Genomic DNA, 14,779 nt, shown 5'->3' with positions numbered 1-14,779 from the left:
GGATTCCCTCCTTCTTTTTTCCTTTCCATTTTGGTCAAAAGAAGGAAGACGTATTCAGCCCTCAGCGGGTTCTGATAAACTCCCGCCAGTCCCCGTCCGGCACGCAGATTCCTTTCCGTTTCGCATAAGCTTCATCCACGTACAGATAGGCGTACGCCCGGATCGACTCGCTCGTTTCCGTCAAAGTGGCTTCCACGATGACGCGCTCGTATTCATTGCGCGGATCTCCCGGGCCGTAAAAGGTTTCCAGCTTGTCCAATCGTGACATGACCTCCGCATACACTCCGTCTGCAAAGAAAATCAGTTCTCCTGATACCCAGCCCTCGTCCTCCAGCAAAAGTCCCGGGTAGCCGCTGGGAAGATGATACAACCTCCCCCTTACCGCAGCTTTCTGCACGTGATGGGGATATGGCTGCACATACAGTCTGTGGTTCTCAAAGCCCGCCCGTAACGACCCGTATACAAATACGGGCATTCTCTTGTTCATGGTCATTCACTCCTATCCGAGTTTTCCGATTTCATTTAGGTAATTTTCCCGCAAAAAAGGATGTTTTCTGTATCTAACTTTTTGTATATTTAAACTATATATAATTTTCCGTCTGAATAGGGGAAGATGACAAGGGGGAGAACCATGGGAAAAAGAAAAAAAATCAACCGGCTGCTGGTAGCCAACCGCGGTGAAATCGCCATCCGCATTTTCCGCGCAGCAACAGAGCTGGGCATTCGCACGATTGCCATTTACTCTGAGCAGGACAACGTTTCCCTGCACCGTTTCAAAGCGGACGAATCCTACCTGGTCGGCGCCGGGAAGGGACCGATCGAAGCGTATCTGGACATCGACTCCATCATTGAGATTGCCAAGCGCAATGATGTAGACGCCATTCACCCCGGCTACGGCTTTTTGGCAGAAAATGCCGAGTTTGCCCGCCGCTGCGAAGAGGTTGGCATCACGTTTATCGGCCCGTCGGCAGAGCTGATTGACAAATTTGGCGACAAGGTGGAGGCGCGCAAACTGGCGATCCAATCAAAGATCCCCGTCATTCCGGGAACGCCCGAACCAATCGAAAGCCTGCAGGAAGCCCTGATGTTCGCCAAGGAACACGGGTATCCGATAATCATCAAAGGCGTCTCCGGCGGCGGCGGTCGGGGCATGCGGATCGTTCGCAGCCAGGACGAACTGCAGGAAGCGCTGGACCGCGCCCGCTCCGAGGCCAAATCGGCGTTTGGCAATGCGAAGGTGTATCTGGAGCGCTATCTGGAGAACCCCAAACATATTGAAGTGCAGATCATTGGAGACGAGCACGGCAACATCGTCCACCTGTTCGAGCGGGATTGCTCCATCCAACGCCGCCATCAAAAAGTGGTGGAGGTCGCCCCCAGTCTGGCGCTGAATGACGACCTGCGCGAGCAAATCTGCCAGGCCGCACTCAAGCTGATGCGCGGAGCGGGCTACACCAACGCCGGAACGGTGGAATTTTTGCTCAGCCCGGACGGTCAGTTCTACTTCATTGAGGTAAATCCACGCATCCAGGTAGAACATACCATTACCGAGTTGATTACCGGCATTGACATCGTCCAAACGCAAATCCGCATTGCCGAGGGGCATGCCCTCAGTGATCCGGAAATCGGCATATCCTCTCAGGCTGCCGTAAACATGACCGGCTTTGCCATTCAGTGCCGCGTCACGACGGAAGACCCGGAAAACAAATTCGTGCCAGACGCGGGCCGCTTGCTGGCATGGCGTTCGGGGGGAGGCTTCGGCGTAAGGCTTGACGGCGGCAACGGCTATCCCGGTGCCATCATCACTCCTTTTTACGACTCCCTGCTGGTGAAAATCTCCACCTACGCCCCCACCTTTGATCAGGCAGCGCGAAAAATGCTGCGCACGCTGCGGGAGTTCCGAATTCGCGGGGTGAAGACCAACCTCCCGTTTTTGGAAAACGTCGTCACCCACAAGGACTTTCTCAGCGGCCGCTACGACACGTCTTTTATCGACACCAAGCCGGAGCTGTTTGTCTTCCCCGGGCGGCAGGACCGTGGGACCAAGCTGTTGTCCTACATCGGCAACACGATCGTCAACGGCTATCCCGGCCTGCCCAAGCAGGTGAAAAAGCCGCATTTCGACACCCCGCGGATACCGAGGACGTCGTATTCCCAGCCCTATCCGGACGGAACGAAGCAGATTCTCGAACGGGAAGGAGCAGACGGTCTTGTTCGCTGGATTCAATCCCAAAAGCGGGTGCTGGTGACCGACACTACCTTCCGCGACGCCCACCAGTCGCTGTTCGCCACCCGGGTGCGCACCTACGACATGGCAGCCATCGCAGAGGCGACAGGCAAACTGGGAGCCAACCTGTTTTCGTTGGAGATGTGGGGCGGCGCCACCTTTGATACATCCATGCGCTTCTTGCGCGAATCACCGTGGGAACGCCTGCAGATTTTGCGTCAGCGTATCCCGAACGTTCTGTTTCAGATGCTTTTGCGCGGCGCCAACGCCGTCGGTTACACCAACTACCCGGACAACGTGATCGAGGCGTTTGTCAAAGCATCGGCGGAAAACGGCATTGACGTCTTCCGCATCTTTGACAGCCTGAACTGGCTTCCCGGCATGCAGACAGCGATTGACGCCGTGCGAAAATCGGGCAAGGTAGCCGAGGCCGCCATCTGCTATACGGGTGACATCCTCGACCCGACGCGAACCAAGTACACTCTCCAATACTACGTCGATCTGGCCAAGGAACTGGAGAAGGCAGGCGCCCATATCCTGGCCATCAAGGACATGGCCGGCCTGTTAAAGCCCTACGCTGCCTACGAGCTGGTCCGCGCATTGAAACAGGAAATCGGGATCCCGATTCACCTGCACACGCACGACACCTCCGGAAATGCAGGGGCGATGCTGCTAAAAGCAATCGAAGCCGGCGTGGATATCGTCGATGCCTGCGTGAGCTCGCTTTCCGGCTTGACATCCCAACCCAGTTTGAACGGGCTGATCGCCACCCTGCAGCATACGGAGCGGGATACGGAGCTTTCCCTGGCGGATTTCAACAAGCTCTCTGACTACTGGGAAGACATCCGTCCGCTTTACCAGGGCTTTGAGAGCGGGATGAAAGCAAGCAACACGGAAGTGTACATCCACGAGATGCCGGGCGGACAGTATTCCAATCTGGAGCAGCAGGCCAAAGCGGTAGGATTGGAAGGGCGATGGGAAGAAGTCAAGCAGATGTACGCGACCGTAAACCGCATGTTTGGAGACATCGTCAAGGTAACCCCATCTTCCAAGGTAGTGGGCGACATGGCCCTGTTCATGCTTCAAAACAACCTGACCGAAGAGAACATTTGGGAAAAAGGGCAGCGGATTGACTTCCCTGATTCCGTGATTCAATTCTTCCAGGGTTATCTGGGCCAGCCGCCAGGCGGTTTTCCAAAGGAACTGCAAGCGCTGGTGTTAAAAGGCCGCGACGCTTTCACGGCACGTCCCGGCGAACTCCTGGCTCCGGTCGATTTCAACAAAGTGGCAGCGGAACTGGCTAGCAAAATCGGACGGGAGCCAAACGAACTGGAAGTCCTCTCCTATATCATGTACCCGCAGGTATTCCTGCAGTTTGACCAGAGCCTGAAAGAATATGGTGACGTCTCCGTCCTCGATACCTCCACCTTCTTCTACGGTTTGCGGCCCGGCGAAGAGACGGCAGTCAGCATCGAGCGTGGGAAAACGCTGATCCTGAAGCTGGTGGCGGTTGGCGAGCTGCATCCGGACGGCCATCGCATCATCTATTTCGAATTGAACGGACAGCCGCGGGAGATCTCCATCCGCGACCATTCTGCAGAGGTTACGGAGAAGAGCCGGGCCAAGGCCGACCTGCACAACCCGGCCCACCTCGGGGCATCCATGCCTGGCAAAGTGTTGAAGGTATTGATCACAGCGGGCGACAAGGTACGCAAAGGCGAACATCTTCTCGTCAGCGAGGCCATGAAGATGGAGACCACGATTCAAGCCCCGATGGACGGGAAGATAAAGGCCGTTTATGTAAAAGCGGGCGACAGCATCGAAACAGGGGACCTGTTGATCGAGATGGAGTAAAGGCTGGGGCCCCGTAAAACACACAGGTATGCCGGTTCAACCGGCATACCTGTTTTCGCTTAGCCTCGTTCGATTAGCTCCTCAAGGTCATCCTCATCTACTTTGGCGACGATCGTCGTGTTCGTGGTGGTCGGAGGTGCTTCATTCTTCTTGAACATCCCCTGGATCTTGTCGACGAATTGCGGCACGCTGTCCAGAATTCGATCGTACAGGTGTGTCGTATTTTCCAGCGGGATGGAGCGAATGCCTTGCTTGCCCACTACCAGAAAAGCGACCGGCGTAATGGATACGCCTCCGCCGCTGCCTCCGCCGAAAGGATGGCTGATGGTTGCGGTATGGTCCCGTTCATATTCGAACTCGCTGCCCCCGGCAGCGAAGCCGAATCCCACCTTGGAGATCGGCAGGATAACACTGCCGTCCGGAGTCTCGACAGGTTCGCCGATAATTGTATTTACATCAATCATTTGCTTCAAGTTTTCCATGGTGGTTTTCATTAAGCCCTGGATGGGGTGGTCTGCCATTTTTGCTCACGCCCTTTCCTCAGTCTGAATAGGATACGTACCCCTGCTATCATAGCGTGTCCAAGCCGAAAATGAAGTATGCACCGCAGCCGGGTCCGTACCAGCAGGTTGTTCCAATCAGGCTGAACGCTGATTGCGGGCACGGCACGAAGACTGAGGAAATGGGAAAATGCGGCGATGATCACGCTTTTGATACCGTAGGCAATGCCGGTAAGCGTCCCCGTAGCCGCTGCCTCCCCCAGCCCCAGGCTGGTGTGCCACTCGAACCGGGTGCAGCGAATGTGCTTCATCATTTGCCGCAAAATCGGCTCCAGATCCGTTACGCGCTCCAACAGATCCTGATAGCTCGCTGTCAACTTCTTTACCTGTCTGCCGGTGATATCGTGAATGGACTCCTTTGTCTTTGATGGCTTGCTTCCATTCTCCACTTTTGCCTCCAATTCAGGTCCTGCACGAGATATCCCCAGCCTTAAGACCGGCAGTTCGCGTTTCCAGCGTATAAGGCGAAACCATGCCGACACTTCCACCACCAGGTGGTCATGATCCCCGATGCGCCCGTAATAAATAGAGATTCGCACCGGTGTTATGTAAAGAAGGAGTAAAAATATCGCAACCAAGCCAACAAGTATCCAGCCAAGCAAAAAGATCCCCGCCTTTCCACTCTAGTATGAGTAGAAAGTACGGGGAGTATGTTCCAGCATATAAAGTTTAATCCAAAATGTACACCTTGGTGTCCTTTTGTCTTCCGTAAGCATAGGCGGCTTGAAGGGAAGGCAAAAATACATCAACATGTTTCTGTTTCACTGCGCCGCCAATATCCGCTGCCACCGCATACCCGTAACCTTCAATGTAGAGATGGGTACCCAGTGGAATGACTTGGGGATCGACCGCGACCACGCCCTTTCGAAGAGGGAACTCCAGGAACGATTTGATCTCGTCTGTCGGGTAGCTGTAGGCAGTTGTTTGCACCGACAGCATTTTCCGGTAGAGCGTGTCAATGCCGGGGAGTGTCGGCTTGCCAGTCTGATCCGCCAGCAGATGCAGTCTGGCGTAAACGGCTGCTTCCGCACGTGTCATTGCCTTTCGAGGCTGCAGCGATCCATCCGGGTACGGACTCACAAATCCCTTTTGCAGGCCGTACACAAACGGGCGCTGAAAGACTTCCTCCACACTGCCGCCGTCAGGATATTGATGCAGCGATGTAATCGTGGTGGACCATCGCAATTGGTTTACCCGGCCGCTCTCCCCTTTTGCCCTCAGCAGCATGGAGACGAGTTCCTCCCGTTCAACCTGTTCCGACGGGTTCATGTACAGCTTTCCTTTGATTTTCTGCCCATGAATGATACCCAGGCGGTATGCCGTTTCGGCGTATGGCGACAACCAGCTGTCGGAGGGAACATCGGCAAACGGCGAGCTGTTCCCAGGGTGCGGGTTAATCCCTTTTGCCCGTAAAAACAGGGTGATCAGCTCTCCGCGCGTAATCATGTCGTATGGGCGGAATCTGCCGTCTTCCGGTGCCTGAATGACTCCGCTTATGTAGAGTTCGGTAATTTGTTTTTCAGCCCAGTGTCCTGTTACGTCAACAAACGGTGTGGTCGTGGCAGATACGTTTGCCTCCGCCTCAGCAGCCGGCGCGTTCAAGAAGAACAAAGCAGCCAGTGCGGCCAGAATCAGCTTCTTCCCCATCATCAACCTCCTGTTTTCTGGTTAAAAATCTCTCGTCTATTGTATCGAATACCATTCTGAAAACAATCCGCAATTTTTTCCAGATAACAGGAAAAGCCCCTCCGACGACGGAGGGGCACCTCATGGATCCTGCATGAATCCTATTTCGCAAAAATATGACGGCCAATCTTGGTGATCTGCGGTCTGGACCAAATCCAACGGGATGTGGCTGTATCCGGGTTGAAGTAATACAGCGCTCCATAGGACGGATCCCAGCCGCGCACGGCTTCCCATGCAGCCCGATACGCGGTTCGGTTTGGTCTCAACCAAAACTGTCCATCCTGGATGGCGGTAAACGCATAGGGTTCAAAAATAATATCCTTCACCGTTTTCGGGAATTGATTTGACTGCAGGCGATTCATCACGACCGCTGCAACCGCCACCTGCCCGACATAAGGTTCGCCTCTTGCTTCTGAATAAACCAGTTTCGCGAGCATATCCATCTCGTGCCGAGAGACGGAAAATCGTTTCAATTGTTTCCATGTGCGGGGACCGGCTACCCCGTCGGGAGCAACCCCGTATTGTCTCTGAAATCGCTTGACGGCACGGTAGGTGTTTGTACCGAATTTGCCGTCCAGTTTATCCTGATAATAACCAAGAACCTGTAGACGATATTGCAAGTCCCATACATCGCCGTTGGCGCTCCCCATCTTCAGAACAGGAGCCGCAAACGTTTTGTCGGGCAGGAGGAGCATCACGGTCAGGACGGTGAGTATCAATGTACTCCAGCGTTTCAGCTTCATGTTATCCCCTCCCTGCCCAACATTCTATAAGAGCATGTCAGGAGGTTCAACCCAAGGATTCTGGCATCGATGGTAAAACATGCAGCGCTTTCAACCTTTTGGACGAAATACCAGTGAAGCCAGAAAGCCGAATACGATAGCCGCAGATACCCCGGCGCTCGTCACCTCAAAGATGCCGGTCACGATTCCCACCAATCCGTGCTGTTCAGCCTCCGCCATTGCCCCGTGAACCAGTGCGTTGCCAAAACTGGTGATGGGAACGGTTGCCCCTGCACCGGCAAACTCGATCAACGGGTCGTAGAGGCCGACTCCGTCAAGGATTGCGCCAGAGACAACGAGCGCCGACATCGTATGGGCGGGTGTTAGCTTTACCACATCCATCAAAAATTGACCGATTAAACAGATGGTGCCGCCAACGAGAAATGCCCAGAAAAAAATCATGCGCCCATCCCTCCTTGCTCCGCTTCGATCGCGACGGCGTGAGCAATGCACGGGATGCTTTCTCCCTGTTGATAGGAGATGGGTGACAGCAGCGCGCCAGTGGCGATGATGAGTATGCGCTTCCACTCGCCCTCTCTCATTCTGCGGAGCAGATGTCCGTACGCCACAGTGGCCACGCACCCGCAACCGCTTCCGCCCGACCAGACATCCGGGTTGTCGCCGTAGATCAGCATCCCGCAGTCCAAATAGCGCTCGAGTGGAACAAAGACGTTGTGCTTGGGGAGCAGTTCGCACAGGATGGAGTGTCCGACGCGGCCGAGGTCGCCAGTCACCACGAGATCATAGTGATTGTGCGGCAGCTGCATATCGCGAAAATGCGATTCTATCGTGGAAAGGGCGGCTGGAGCCATCGCCGCTCCCATGTTAAAGGGATCTGACAAACCCATGTCCACGATCCTGCCGATGGTCGCCGCCGTCACACGCAGACCGGACCCTTTGCTGCCCACAACAGCAGCCCCCGCACCCGTCACTGTCCATTGAGCGGTCGGTGGTTTTTGGGAACCGTATTCGGTGGGATACCGGTACTGCTTTTCCGCCGATGCGTTGTGGCTGCAGGTAGCCGCCACGACGTAGTCAGCAGATTGGCTGTCGACGATCAGCGAGCCCAGAGCCAGGCTCTCCATCGCCGTCGAACATGCGCCAAATACCCCCAGAAAAGGAATGGCCAGCGTGCGGGCAGAAAAACTGGCGGAAATAATCTGGTTCATCAAGTCGCCGGCGAGCAGGAAATGTATGTCTTCCTTCTGCAATCCTGCCTTGGCCACAGCCTTGTCGCACGCCTCTTCCAGCAGCACTTTTTCCGCCTTTTCCCAGCTGTCCTGCCCCAGCATCAAGTCGCCGTGCAGGATATCAAAGTCCTCCGCCAGCGGTCCTTTCGCTTCAAACGGTCCCCCGATTGCAGCGGAAGCGACAATGACAGGTTTACTCGGAAACACCCACGTCTGGTGACCTTGGCGCATTGGAATCTATCCTCCCATCTTGATCAGCGTTTTGATCAACCCGATGACAAACGCCGACACGACCCCAAACACGATCACGGAGCCCGCCAGTTTAAACATGTTGCCGCCCACGCCCAGCACAAATCCCTCACTGCGGTGCTCAAGCGCCGCCGATGCAATCGAGTTGGCAAAGCCTGTTACAGGAACGGCCGTTCCCGCTCCTGCCCATTGCGCAATCCGGTCGTACACGCCCAAGCTGGTCAGAATTACCGAACAAAAGATCAGTACGGCTACCGTGGGATTTCCGGCCGTCTTTTCCGTAAAATCAAACACACGGATAAAAAGTTCCATCAAAGCCTGTCCAATGACACAAATAAATCCGCCTACCAAAAAAGCGCGCGAGAAATTGCGCAAAAGGGGACGGGGCGGCTCGTGGCGCTTCGCCAACTGCTGGTATTCCTGCTGCACGAGGGTAAGCTTTTTCTTCTGTTGGTCCGCCAAGTCGTTCCAACCTCCTATCTAACGCGTCAATAGCGGGGCAACTTGCTCCATAACGCGCTTCAGTTTCTCAGAATCGGCCTGATACGTCTCCTTCATTCGTTTGCTCTTTGTCGAAAGCGCAAACAGCTCCAGGTCGGCCTGACATTTTTTCAAGGTCGCGTAGGTGAGTGGAAATTCCTGTGGCTGTGCCACCTGTATCTTGTCGTCATACAGGTCAAGGTAGAGCTGACCACCCTTGTCCACCTGACCGAGAAAGACATTTTCCAACGCTACTCCGGCCTTCTCCAGTTCGGCCCGCATCCAGTTCCGGTTTAACCCCAGATTAGCCAGCGATTCATCCATGATGTTTCCATCGATGATCACCGTTTGCGGCTCTTCCGCCGGTGATACGGGAAGTCCGAGGTGCTTCGGCGTGACTGGCTGGTTCTCTGCCTTAAGCAGGACGCTTATTTCCCCGCTGGGTTCCATCAAAGCGAATTCCACATCGGCAACCTTAAAGGCATTTTTTATGCGCAGGTGCTCCATCAAGTCTTCTGCCGACAGCCGCTCTTGTTTCAGGTTGTCTTCAAGGATTTTGCCATCTTTGATGAGGATGGTCGCCTTTCCCTCAACAAAATCACGAATGACCTTGCTTTTTAGAGACAGCCACTCCATCAGCACGGGAAACAAGGCAAAAATCGAAAGCGCAATAAGGCTGTGGTAGACCGGCCCATCCGCCTCCGTAGCCATGAACGCGGCGATGGAGCCAATGGAAATGCCGACGATATATTCGATGTATGTAAGCTGGCGAATTTGCCGTTTTCCAATCAGTTTCGTCAGGAAGAACAGATAGACGAGAGCGCCCAGCGAACGCAGAGCAATATTGAGCCAGTCCGGCATGCTTCAACCTCCTTTGCCCCTTCCAAAGAAGGGGGAGAGAGTACTCCCTCCCAATGTGGTTACATCCTTAAAACCCTTTGTATTGAGGCTCTTCGTTTTCCAGTTCGGTCACGCGCTGTTCCAGATTATTCACGATCGCTTGGGTTTGTTGGGCAGCTTGTGTGTACACCTGCTTGGCCTGCTTGTTCTGGGTGCTGAGCGCAAAGGTTTCCAGGTTTGCCTGTGCTCCCTTCAAACTGGCCAGCGTTTTCTTTACGTCGGATGCTACGGTCATTTTTCACTCACCTCCTGACAGCTATAGAATCAGCAATCTGCAACATTTTATACCCGTAACAAAATGATGCCGTGTCCAGTGCTTCTGCGTTTTTTAGCGGTTGTGGGCATACTGTAAACGGTTAGGAGGTGAAGCACATGGGGAGTAACGAAGCAAGGAAAACAATGCGATTTTGGATCTTTTCAGGCATAGTCGCCATTGCCGCTTCCCAGATCCCACTATTCATGAAGAAAAAGCAGCAGCCAGGCCGTAATCAAACAGAACGTGAACAACGAAAGAAAAGACCGTTGTGGAAGACGTTTCTGTTTGGAGCTGCTATTCCTTGGGATGATCCTTTGGTTGTTCGATTTTTTTATGTAATCCATCATGCAGGACATGATCTCCAGCCGGAAAGGGTCCCGACCGGGACCCTTTCCACATTCACGTATAGGTTTTGGTACGAGAATTACGCACGACCAGCCAGTTGTTGTTCGGCGAAGCTCACCAGGCGTTTGGTGATCTCTCCTCCAACAGAACCGTTTTGACGAGAAGTGGTGTCTGGTCCCAATTGCACTCCAAATTCAGCAGCAATCTCGTACTTCAGTTGGTCGAGAGCCTGATTCGCCTGAGGAACCAGCAGATTGTTGCTAGATCGGTTGTATGCAGCCATTGTGTTTCACCTCCTCGTTGTTTGTAAGTTTACTATGTGTCAAGAAGAGTGTGTTCATTCATGGATAACCGGCTGATCATGGCTGCCAATTTATAGCTGCAAGAGGTATTCGGCCGCCCGCTCTGCAGAGTCCGGACGTCTCACCTCTTCCATGCGGGAGATGATCTCCCGCCACGTCGAACTCCGCTTCTTCCACTCTCGCACGATTTCCGTAATCTCTTGCGGGTCGTTCGCCAATGTTGCTACCTGATGATCCTTAAGAAACCTCGTATTCCAGTGCTCCTGTCCTGGCAGCGGCTGATAGAGAATCAGCGGTGTTTTCATCGCCAGTGCCTCTGCACAGCTGATTCCGCCAGGTTTCGTCACGTAGGCGTCCGCAGCGCCGATCCATTCCCACATGGCAGATTCATAGCCCTTGACGAGAATATGGTGGCGGTGGATACTGCACGATGACATTGTGTCAAGCTGTGCTTTCAACTGTTGATTCCGCCCGGTTATTACCACGATCTGAAGCGGATCCGCTGCAGCCATCAAAGACTGCAGCACCCAATCCATTCGCCCGTAGCCTCCTTCTCCTCCGCACAGCAGGACGGTAAACAGCTCAGGCCGCAGCCCCAATCGCCGCTTCCACTCTTCCTTGTTCGTACGGACCGCCTCGTCAAATGTCCGGCGCACAGGGATTCCAAAGACGGCGACTTTCCCCCGCTGGACACTGTGCTGCTGCTCAAGCTGTTCTGCCACCCGTTCATGAGCGACAACATAGCCGTCAATCTGAGGATGAATCCAGAACCGATTGACATAGTAGTCAGTGGGAATACTGACGAGGCGAAATGGTTTGCGCACCAAGCGTTTCGCCTCTGCCAAAGCGGATAGACAGTAGGCGTGCGTCGCCACGACGACGTCGGGCTCATCCTTTTCCAGTACCCTCTCAATCAAACGTCTGGACAACCACTTGCCCAACGGTTTTTTCAACATGTCGCCAAACAGCCGCTCCCGGTCGTAAACCCGCTGCCAAAGCCCAGGACAGTAGTGAAGGCTGTTCAAATAGAAAAGGCGGGACAGCTCCCGCAGCGACGGACTCGTCTGTTCCAGTCCGCCAACAATCCGCACGACGGAATCTGCCGAGCGTGTTTCCACCGCTTCCCGCAAGGCAACAGCTGCCATGCGATGGCCGCTTCCCGCCCATTCTTCCGTAACAATCAGGATTCGTTTGCTCATGAATCAGTGCCACCAGCCGGTTCGAGCTCGTTGGACAGATATCGGCGGAATAACTCTTCCTTGGACATATATACCCGCTTTAGCGGCATTATCTGATCCCATCGCTGAACGCGATCCTTTCCCTCCGGATGAATCAGGCGAACCATCAGACGCAGATACCAACGCTTGTAATGAAAAAACCAGCTCATCGGAACGTCTGAAATGGAAAAGCCGAGCGGCTCCACACCCTTGTGAAGCATGGTTGTCCCGACGATTCCCTTGATCTGATCCACTTCCTCCATGGTGGAAAGATAAGCGGCCAGCTGGGGTAGCGATTTAAGAATGTGCCGCCGCAGCAGAAGTACGACGCGCAGATCGTCTGTGACTCCTTGACAGAGTGTGGCGAAGTAGTAATTGTGAATATGCAGTTTTAGGATCAGATCACCCGTTTGTATGATTCGATTGTCGGCAGTGACGAGGGGTTCACCGCGATAGCGCAGAAGAACGATGCGAAAAATGTTATTTCCTTTCTCGATGTAGCGAAGCCTTGTACACCGCTGATAGATCGTGTCCCAGGCTCCCCATAGTCTCAAGATGCCTGTGTTCATCTGCAATCGGATCCTTTCTTACATAGCTCTTTGCAGTTAGTATTTCCAAGAAAAAAGAAAAAGCTACAGGAAAGAAAATTCCGGCAGCAAATCATTGCATACGTTTGTATCGGGTTTGTCCCAACACCATTACCGTCACAGCGACAAGTCCAGGCAGCCAGCCGTGATTGAACAGGATGGGATTGACGACCTTCCAGACGTACGGGTCTTCCAGACACATATCGGCCGCCGTATAGGCAAGCACACCGGAACCGACGGAAACGAGCGCAGGAAAACGATTCATGAGCCTTGCCAGCCACGCACTGCCCCACATCAGCAAGGGAATGCTGAAACCGAGACCAAGGAGGATCAGCATCAAGTCTCCATGCGCTGCTCCTCCGACTGCCAGCACATTGTCCAAACTCATGATAAAATCTGCCAGAATAATCGTTTTCACCGCTTGCGTCACATTGCGGCTATATGCCACGTCTGCCGTCTCTTCTTCCCCGGCAGCCATCAGTTTAAACGCGATCCATAATAGAAGTCCCCCACCGATCGCTTTCATCAGCGGGATATCCAGCATCCACGTCGTCATGCCTGTCAAAGTAACCCGAAGAACGATGGCTCCAATGGTTCCGTACAAGACCGCACGACGCTGCGCTCTCGGCGGCAACCCCCGGCACGCCATTCCGATCACGACGGCGTTATCACTGCTCAGCACCAGATCAATCAGCATAATCTGTACAAATCCCAGCCAAAATTGCTCGTCCATTGCCGCCTCCCAGCATTGTCCCCTTCTGTTTAACTCTATGCGGGTGTTGTTGTTCTCATGATTCCGCGGATGGACTAACAGGACCAATGTGCCCCACCTGCTTTTTGCAATTACCAAAAAAAAACATTTTATAATGAAGATAGGAGATTCTTACCTTGTTTTTGCTGGCAAGCTTCCGTACGATTAAAGATGGGGTGGATATAGAATGGTGGAAACAGTATCACTTGACCTTCATCTTGTTTCACAAAAAATTCTTACATTAACTCCTACCATAACGACCTTATGGTTGCAGGAAATCGTTCAACACATGGACATGCCGTTGGCGATTCCGCGCGACTTTGCCGAAAAGCGAACCATGCTTTTGGCCCGTTATTTGATCGAAAACGTGGATCAAGACATGCAGGCTTGGTCTTTGGATATGGGGGAGTGGCTGCGTTCGCAGGAATATCCCTTCTCTGCAATTTTGCGCACCTATCAACTGTACCGAAACGTATTTTGGCGAGTCGTTCGACCGGAATTGCAGGAATGGTCCATAGCGGCAGAAGATATGTTATTCCTTGAATCCCAGTTGGGGAAAGCCATGGACGAAAGCGTCTTTTGGGCGGTATACCATTTTGAGCAGATGATCAACAAGGAATTGGTCCAAAAAGAAGAAACCATCTCCTTCCTGCACAACGACAAGCTGACCATGCTTGGCAAAATTGCCGCCAATATGGCTCACGAGCTCCGAAATCCCCTGTGCGCCATCGAAGGCTTCCTGAAGCTGATCTCCGAATCAACCAAGGGACAAGACAAGCTGCAATCCTACATTCAGGTAGTAATGCACGAGTTTGAAAATCTCCATCGTCAAATTACTGGCTTTTTAAGCTTTTCAAAAAAGCCGATCCTGGATGAGATTTTCAAAACCGTTCAAATCGAACAAGTGCTCAACGATGTCGAACTGTTGATCACACCGCGGTTTGTCGGGGAAAACATCCGTTTTGAAAAGCGCGTAAACCCATGTACCTTGAACTGTTATGAGGAAGGATTAAAGCAGGTGCTGGTCAATTTGTTGACCAATGCCATTGACGCTGTTCAATCTCGGGCCGAAAAGCACATTCGCATCGAAGCGTTCTGCGATCATCATCATCTTCACTTGATTGTAGAAAACAACGGCGATATGATCCCGCCGGATATTGTGGAGAATTTGTTCCAGCCTTTCTTCACCACGAAGCAAAACGGCACCGGCATCGGACTTTCCATATGCAAAAACATCATTGAAAAACACAATGGGACCATTCGCTGCGAATCAACTGAGGAGTCCACCCGATTTATCGTTTCGCTGCCACACGAATGATAAAAAAAGCTTCGATTGAAGCCCTCTCGAAGAAGCTGGTTCTTCGTTAGAGGAAACTTTTTATGCGTTCCGGAA

The 14,779-nt window shown here is 53.2% G+C and carries 16 protein-coding genes; 2 read left to right on the top strand and 14 right to left on the bottom strand.

Annotated elements, in window-relative coordinates; translation table 11 throughout:
- Nucleotides 1-61: 61 nt before the first annotated feature.
- Nucleotides 62-487 (bottom strand): gamma-glutamylcyclotransferase family protein, encoded by a 426-nt coding sequence (locus ACE99V_RS16460; protein ID WP_400492316.1) that lies wholly within the window; start codon nucleotides 485-487, stop codon nucleotides 62-64.
- 144 nt (nucleotides 488-631) lie between these two features.
- Between ACE99V_RS16460 and ACE99V_RS16455 the strand changes: the two genes are divergently transcribed.
- The gene (locus ACE99V_RS16455; protein WP_400492315.1) at nucleotides 632-4,081 is read left to right on the top strand and encodes a pyruvate carboxylase; all 3,450 of its coding nucleotides are present in this window, start codon (nucleotides 632-634) and stop codon (nucleotides 4,079-4,081) included.
- Nucleotides 4,082-4,140: 59 nt separating this feature from the next.
- Here ACE99V_RS16455 and ytfJ read toward each other — a convergent pair whose 3' ends face one another.
- From ytfJ to ACE99V_RS16390, 13 genes are all read right to left on the bottom strand, one after another.
- Complete coding sequence (ytfJ, locus tag ACE99V_RS16450) at nucleotides 4,141-4,602, bottom strand: GerW family sporulation protein (RefSeq protein ID WP_400492314.1); 462 nt, start codon at nucleotides 4,600-4,602, stop codon at nucleotides 4,141-4,143.
- The gene (locus ACE99V_RS16445) at nucleotides 4,575-5,243 is read right to left on the bottom strand and encodes a DUF2953 domain-containing protein (RefSeq protein ID WP_400492313.1); all 669 of its coding nucleotides are present in this window, start codon (nucleotides 5,241-5,243) and stop codon (nucleotides 4,575-4,577) included. The genes ytfJ and ACE99V_RS16445 overlap by 28 nt, the downstream gene beginning before the upstream one ends.
- A 67-nt stretch (nucleotides 5,244-5,310) precedes the next feature.
- A complete protein-coding gene (locus tag ACE99V_RS16440; protein WP_420998577.1) occupies nucleotides 5,311-6,291 on the bottom strand; it encodes an S-layer homology domain-containing protein in 981 nt (326 codons plus the stop codon).
- Between the two features lie 137 nt (nucleotides 6,292-6,428).
- The gene (gene sleB, locus ACE99V_RS16435; RefSeq protein WP_400492343.1) at nucleotides 6,429-7,022 is read right to left on the bottom strand and encodes a spore cortex-lytic enzyme; all 594 of its coding nucleotides are present in this window, start codon (nucleotides 7,020-7,022) and stop codon (nucleotides 6,429-6,431) included.
- Between the two features lie 138 nt (nucleotides 7,023-7,160).
- A complete protein-coding gene (gene spoVAE, locus ACE99V_RS16430) occupies nucleotides 7,161-7,511 on the bottom strand; it encodes a stage V sporulation protein AE (RefSeq protein WP_400492311.1) in 351 nt (116 codons plus the stop codon).
- A complete protein-coding gene (gene spoVAD / locus ACE99V_RS16425) occupies nucleotides 7,508-8,530 on the bottom strand; it encodes a stage V sporulation protein AD (RefSeq protein WP_400492310.1) in 1,023 nt (340 codons plus the stop codon). The genes spoVAE and spoVAD overlap by 4 nt, the downstream gene beginning before the upstream one ends.
- A gap of 6 nt (nucleotides 8,531-8,536) precedes the next feature.
- Complete coding sequence (spoVAC, locus tag ACE99V_RS16420) at nucleotides 8,537-9,010, bottom strand: stage V sporulation protein AC (protein ID WP_400492308.1); 474 nt, start codon at nucleotides 9,008-9,010, stop codon at nucleotides 8,537-8,539.
- 18 nt (nucleotides 9,011-9,028) lie between these two features.
- Entirely contained in the window at nucleotides 9,029-9,889 is an 861-nt protein-coding gene (locus ACE99V_RS16415) for a DUF421 domain-containing protein (protein WP_400492307.1), read from the bottom strand.
- Between the two features lie 67 nt (nucleotides 9,890-9,956).
- Nucleotides 9,957-10,163: a DUF1657 domain-containing protein gene (locus ACE99V_RS16410; protein ID WP_400492306.1), complete on the bottom strand. Its 207-nt coding sequence runs from the start codon at nucleotides 10,161-10,163 to the stop codon at nucleotides 9,957-9,959.
- 445 nt (nucleotides 10,164-10,608) lie between these two features.
- Nucleotides 10,609-10,812, bottom strand: coding sequence for an alpha/beta-type small acid-soluble spore protein (locus ACE99V_RS16405; RefSeq protein WP_400492305.1), 204 nt, complete (start codon nucleotides 10,810-10,812; stop codon nucleotides 10,609-10,611).
- A 90-nt stretch (nucleotides 10,813-10,902) separates the two neighbouring features.
- A complete protein-coding gene (locus ACE99V_RS16400; protein WP_400492304.1) occupies nucleotides 10,903-12,030 on the bottom strand; it encodes an MGDG synthase family glycosyltransferase in 1,128 nt (375 codons plus the stop codon).
- Nucleotides 12,027-12,617 (bottom strand): YkoP family protein, encoded by a 591-nt coding sequence (locus tag ACE99V_RS16395; RefSeq protein WP_400492303.1) that lies wholly within the window; start codon nucleotides 12,615-12,617, stop codon nucleotides 12,027-12,029. Before ACE99V_RS16395 ends, ACE99V_RS16400 begins: the two co-directional genes overlap by 4 nt.
- Nucleotides 12,618-12,708: 91 nt before the next feature.
- The gene (locus ACE99V_RS16390) at nucleotides 12,709-13,368 is read right to left on the bottom strand and encodes a TerC family protein (RefSeq protein ID WP_400492302.1); all 660 of its coding nucleotides are present in this window, start codon (nucleotides 13,366-13,368) and stop codon (nucleotides 12,709-12,711) included.
- A 205-nt stretch (nucleotides 13,369-13,573) separates the two neighbouring features.
- Here ACE99V_RS16390 and ACE99V_RS16385 point away from each other — a divergent pair, with 205 nt between their 5' ends.
- On the top strand, nucleotides 13,574-14,704 hold the full coding sequence (locus ACE99V_RS16385; RefSeq protein WP_400492301.1) for a sensor histidine kinase: 1,131 nt from the start codon (nucleotides 13,574-13,576) through the stop codon (nucleotides 14,702-14,704).
- The last annotated feature ends 75 nt before the right edge of the window (nucleotides 14,705-14,779 follow it).

It is taken from the genome of Brevibacillus soli, from assembly GCF_044759095.2.
Classification (GTDB): Bacteria; Bacillota; Bacilli; order Brevibacillales; family Brevibacillaceae; genus JBIYSM02.
Note: the sequence above shows the minus strand (reverse complement) of the source record. Positions and strands in the feature narration are given on the sequence as shown.

What these genes read in the sequence shown, in the direction of transcription:
- ACE99V_RS16460 (WP_400492316.1), bottom strand. Translation starts at nt 487, where the DNA reads ATGAACAAGAGAATGCCCGTATTTGTATACGGGTCGTTACGGGCGGGC.
- ACE99V_RS16455 (WP_400492315.1), top strand. Translation starts at nt 632, where the DNA reads ATGGGAAAAAGAAAAAAAATCAACCGGCTGCTGGTAGCCAACCGCGGT.
- ytfJ (WP_400492314.1), bottom strand. Translation starts at nt 4,602, where the DNA reads ATGGCAGACCACCCCATCCAGGGCTTAATGAAAACCACCATGGAAAAC.
- ACE99V_RS16440 (WP_420998577.1), bottom strand. Translation starts at nt 6,291, where the DNA reads ATGATGGGGAAGAAGCTGATTCTGGCCGCACTGGCTGCTTTGTTCTTC.
- sleB (WP_400492343.1), bottom strand. Translation starts at nt 7,022, where the DNA reads ATGCTCCTCCTGCCCGACAAAACGTTTGCGGCTCCTGTTCTGAAGATG.
- spoVAE (WP_400492311.1), bottom strand. Translation starts at nt 7,511, where the DNA reads ATGATTTTTTTCTGGGCATTTCTCGTTGGCGGCACCATCTGTTTAATC.
- spoVAD (WP_400492310.1), bottom strand. Translation starts at nt 8,530, where the DNA reads ATGCGCCAAGGTCACCAGACGTGGGTGTTTCCGAGTAAACCTGTCATT.
- ACE99V_RS16415 (WP_400492307.1), bottom strand. Translation starts at nt 9,889, where the DNA reads ATGCCGGACTGGCTCAATATTGCTCTGCGTTCGCTGGGCGCTCTCGTC.
- ACE99V_RS16410 (WP_400492306.1), bottom strand. Translation starts at nt 10,163, where the DNA reads ATGACCGTAGCATCCGACGTAAAGAAAACGCTGGCCAGTTTGAAGGGA.
- ACE99V_RS16405 (WP_400492305.1), bottom strand. Translation starts at nt 10,812, where the DNA reads ATGGCTGCATACAACCGATCTAGCAACAATCTGCTGGTTCCTCAGGCG.
- ACE99V_RS16400 (WP_400492304.1), bottom strand. Translation starts at nt 12,030, where the DNA reads ATGAGCAAACGAATCCTGATTGTTACGGAAGAATGGGCGGGAAGCGGC.
- ACE99V_RS16395 (WP_400492303.1), bottom strand. Translation starts at nt 12,617, where the DNA reads ATGAACACAGGCATCTTGAGACTATGGGGAGCCTGGGACACGATCTAT.
- ACE99V_RS16390 (WP_400492302.1), bottom strand. Translation starts at nt 13,368, where the DNA reads ATGGACGAGCAATTTTGGCTGGGATTTGTACAGATTATGCTGATTGAT.
- ACE99V_RS16385 (WP_400492301.1), top strand. Translation starts at nt 13,574, where the DNA reads ATGGTGGAAACAGTATCACTTGACCTTCATCTTGTTTCACAAAAAATT.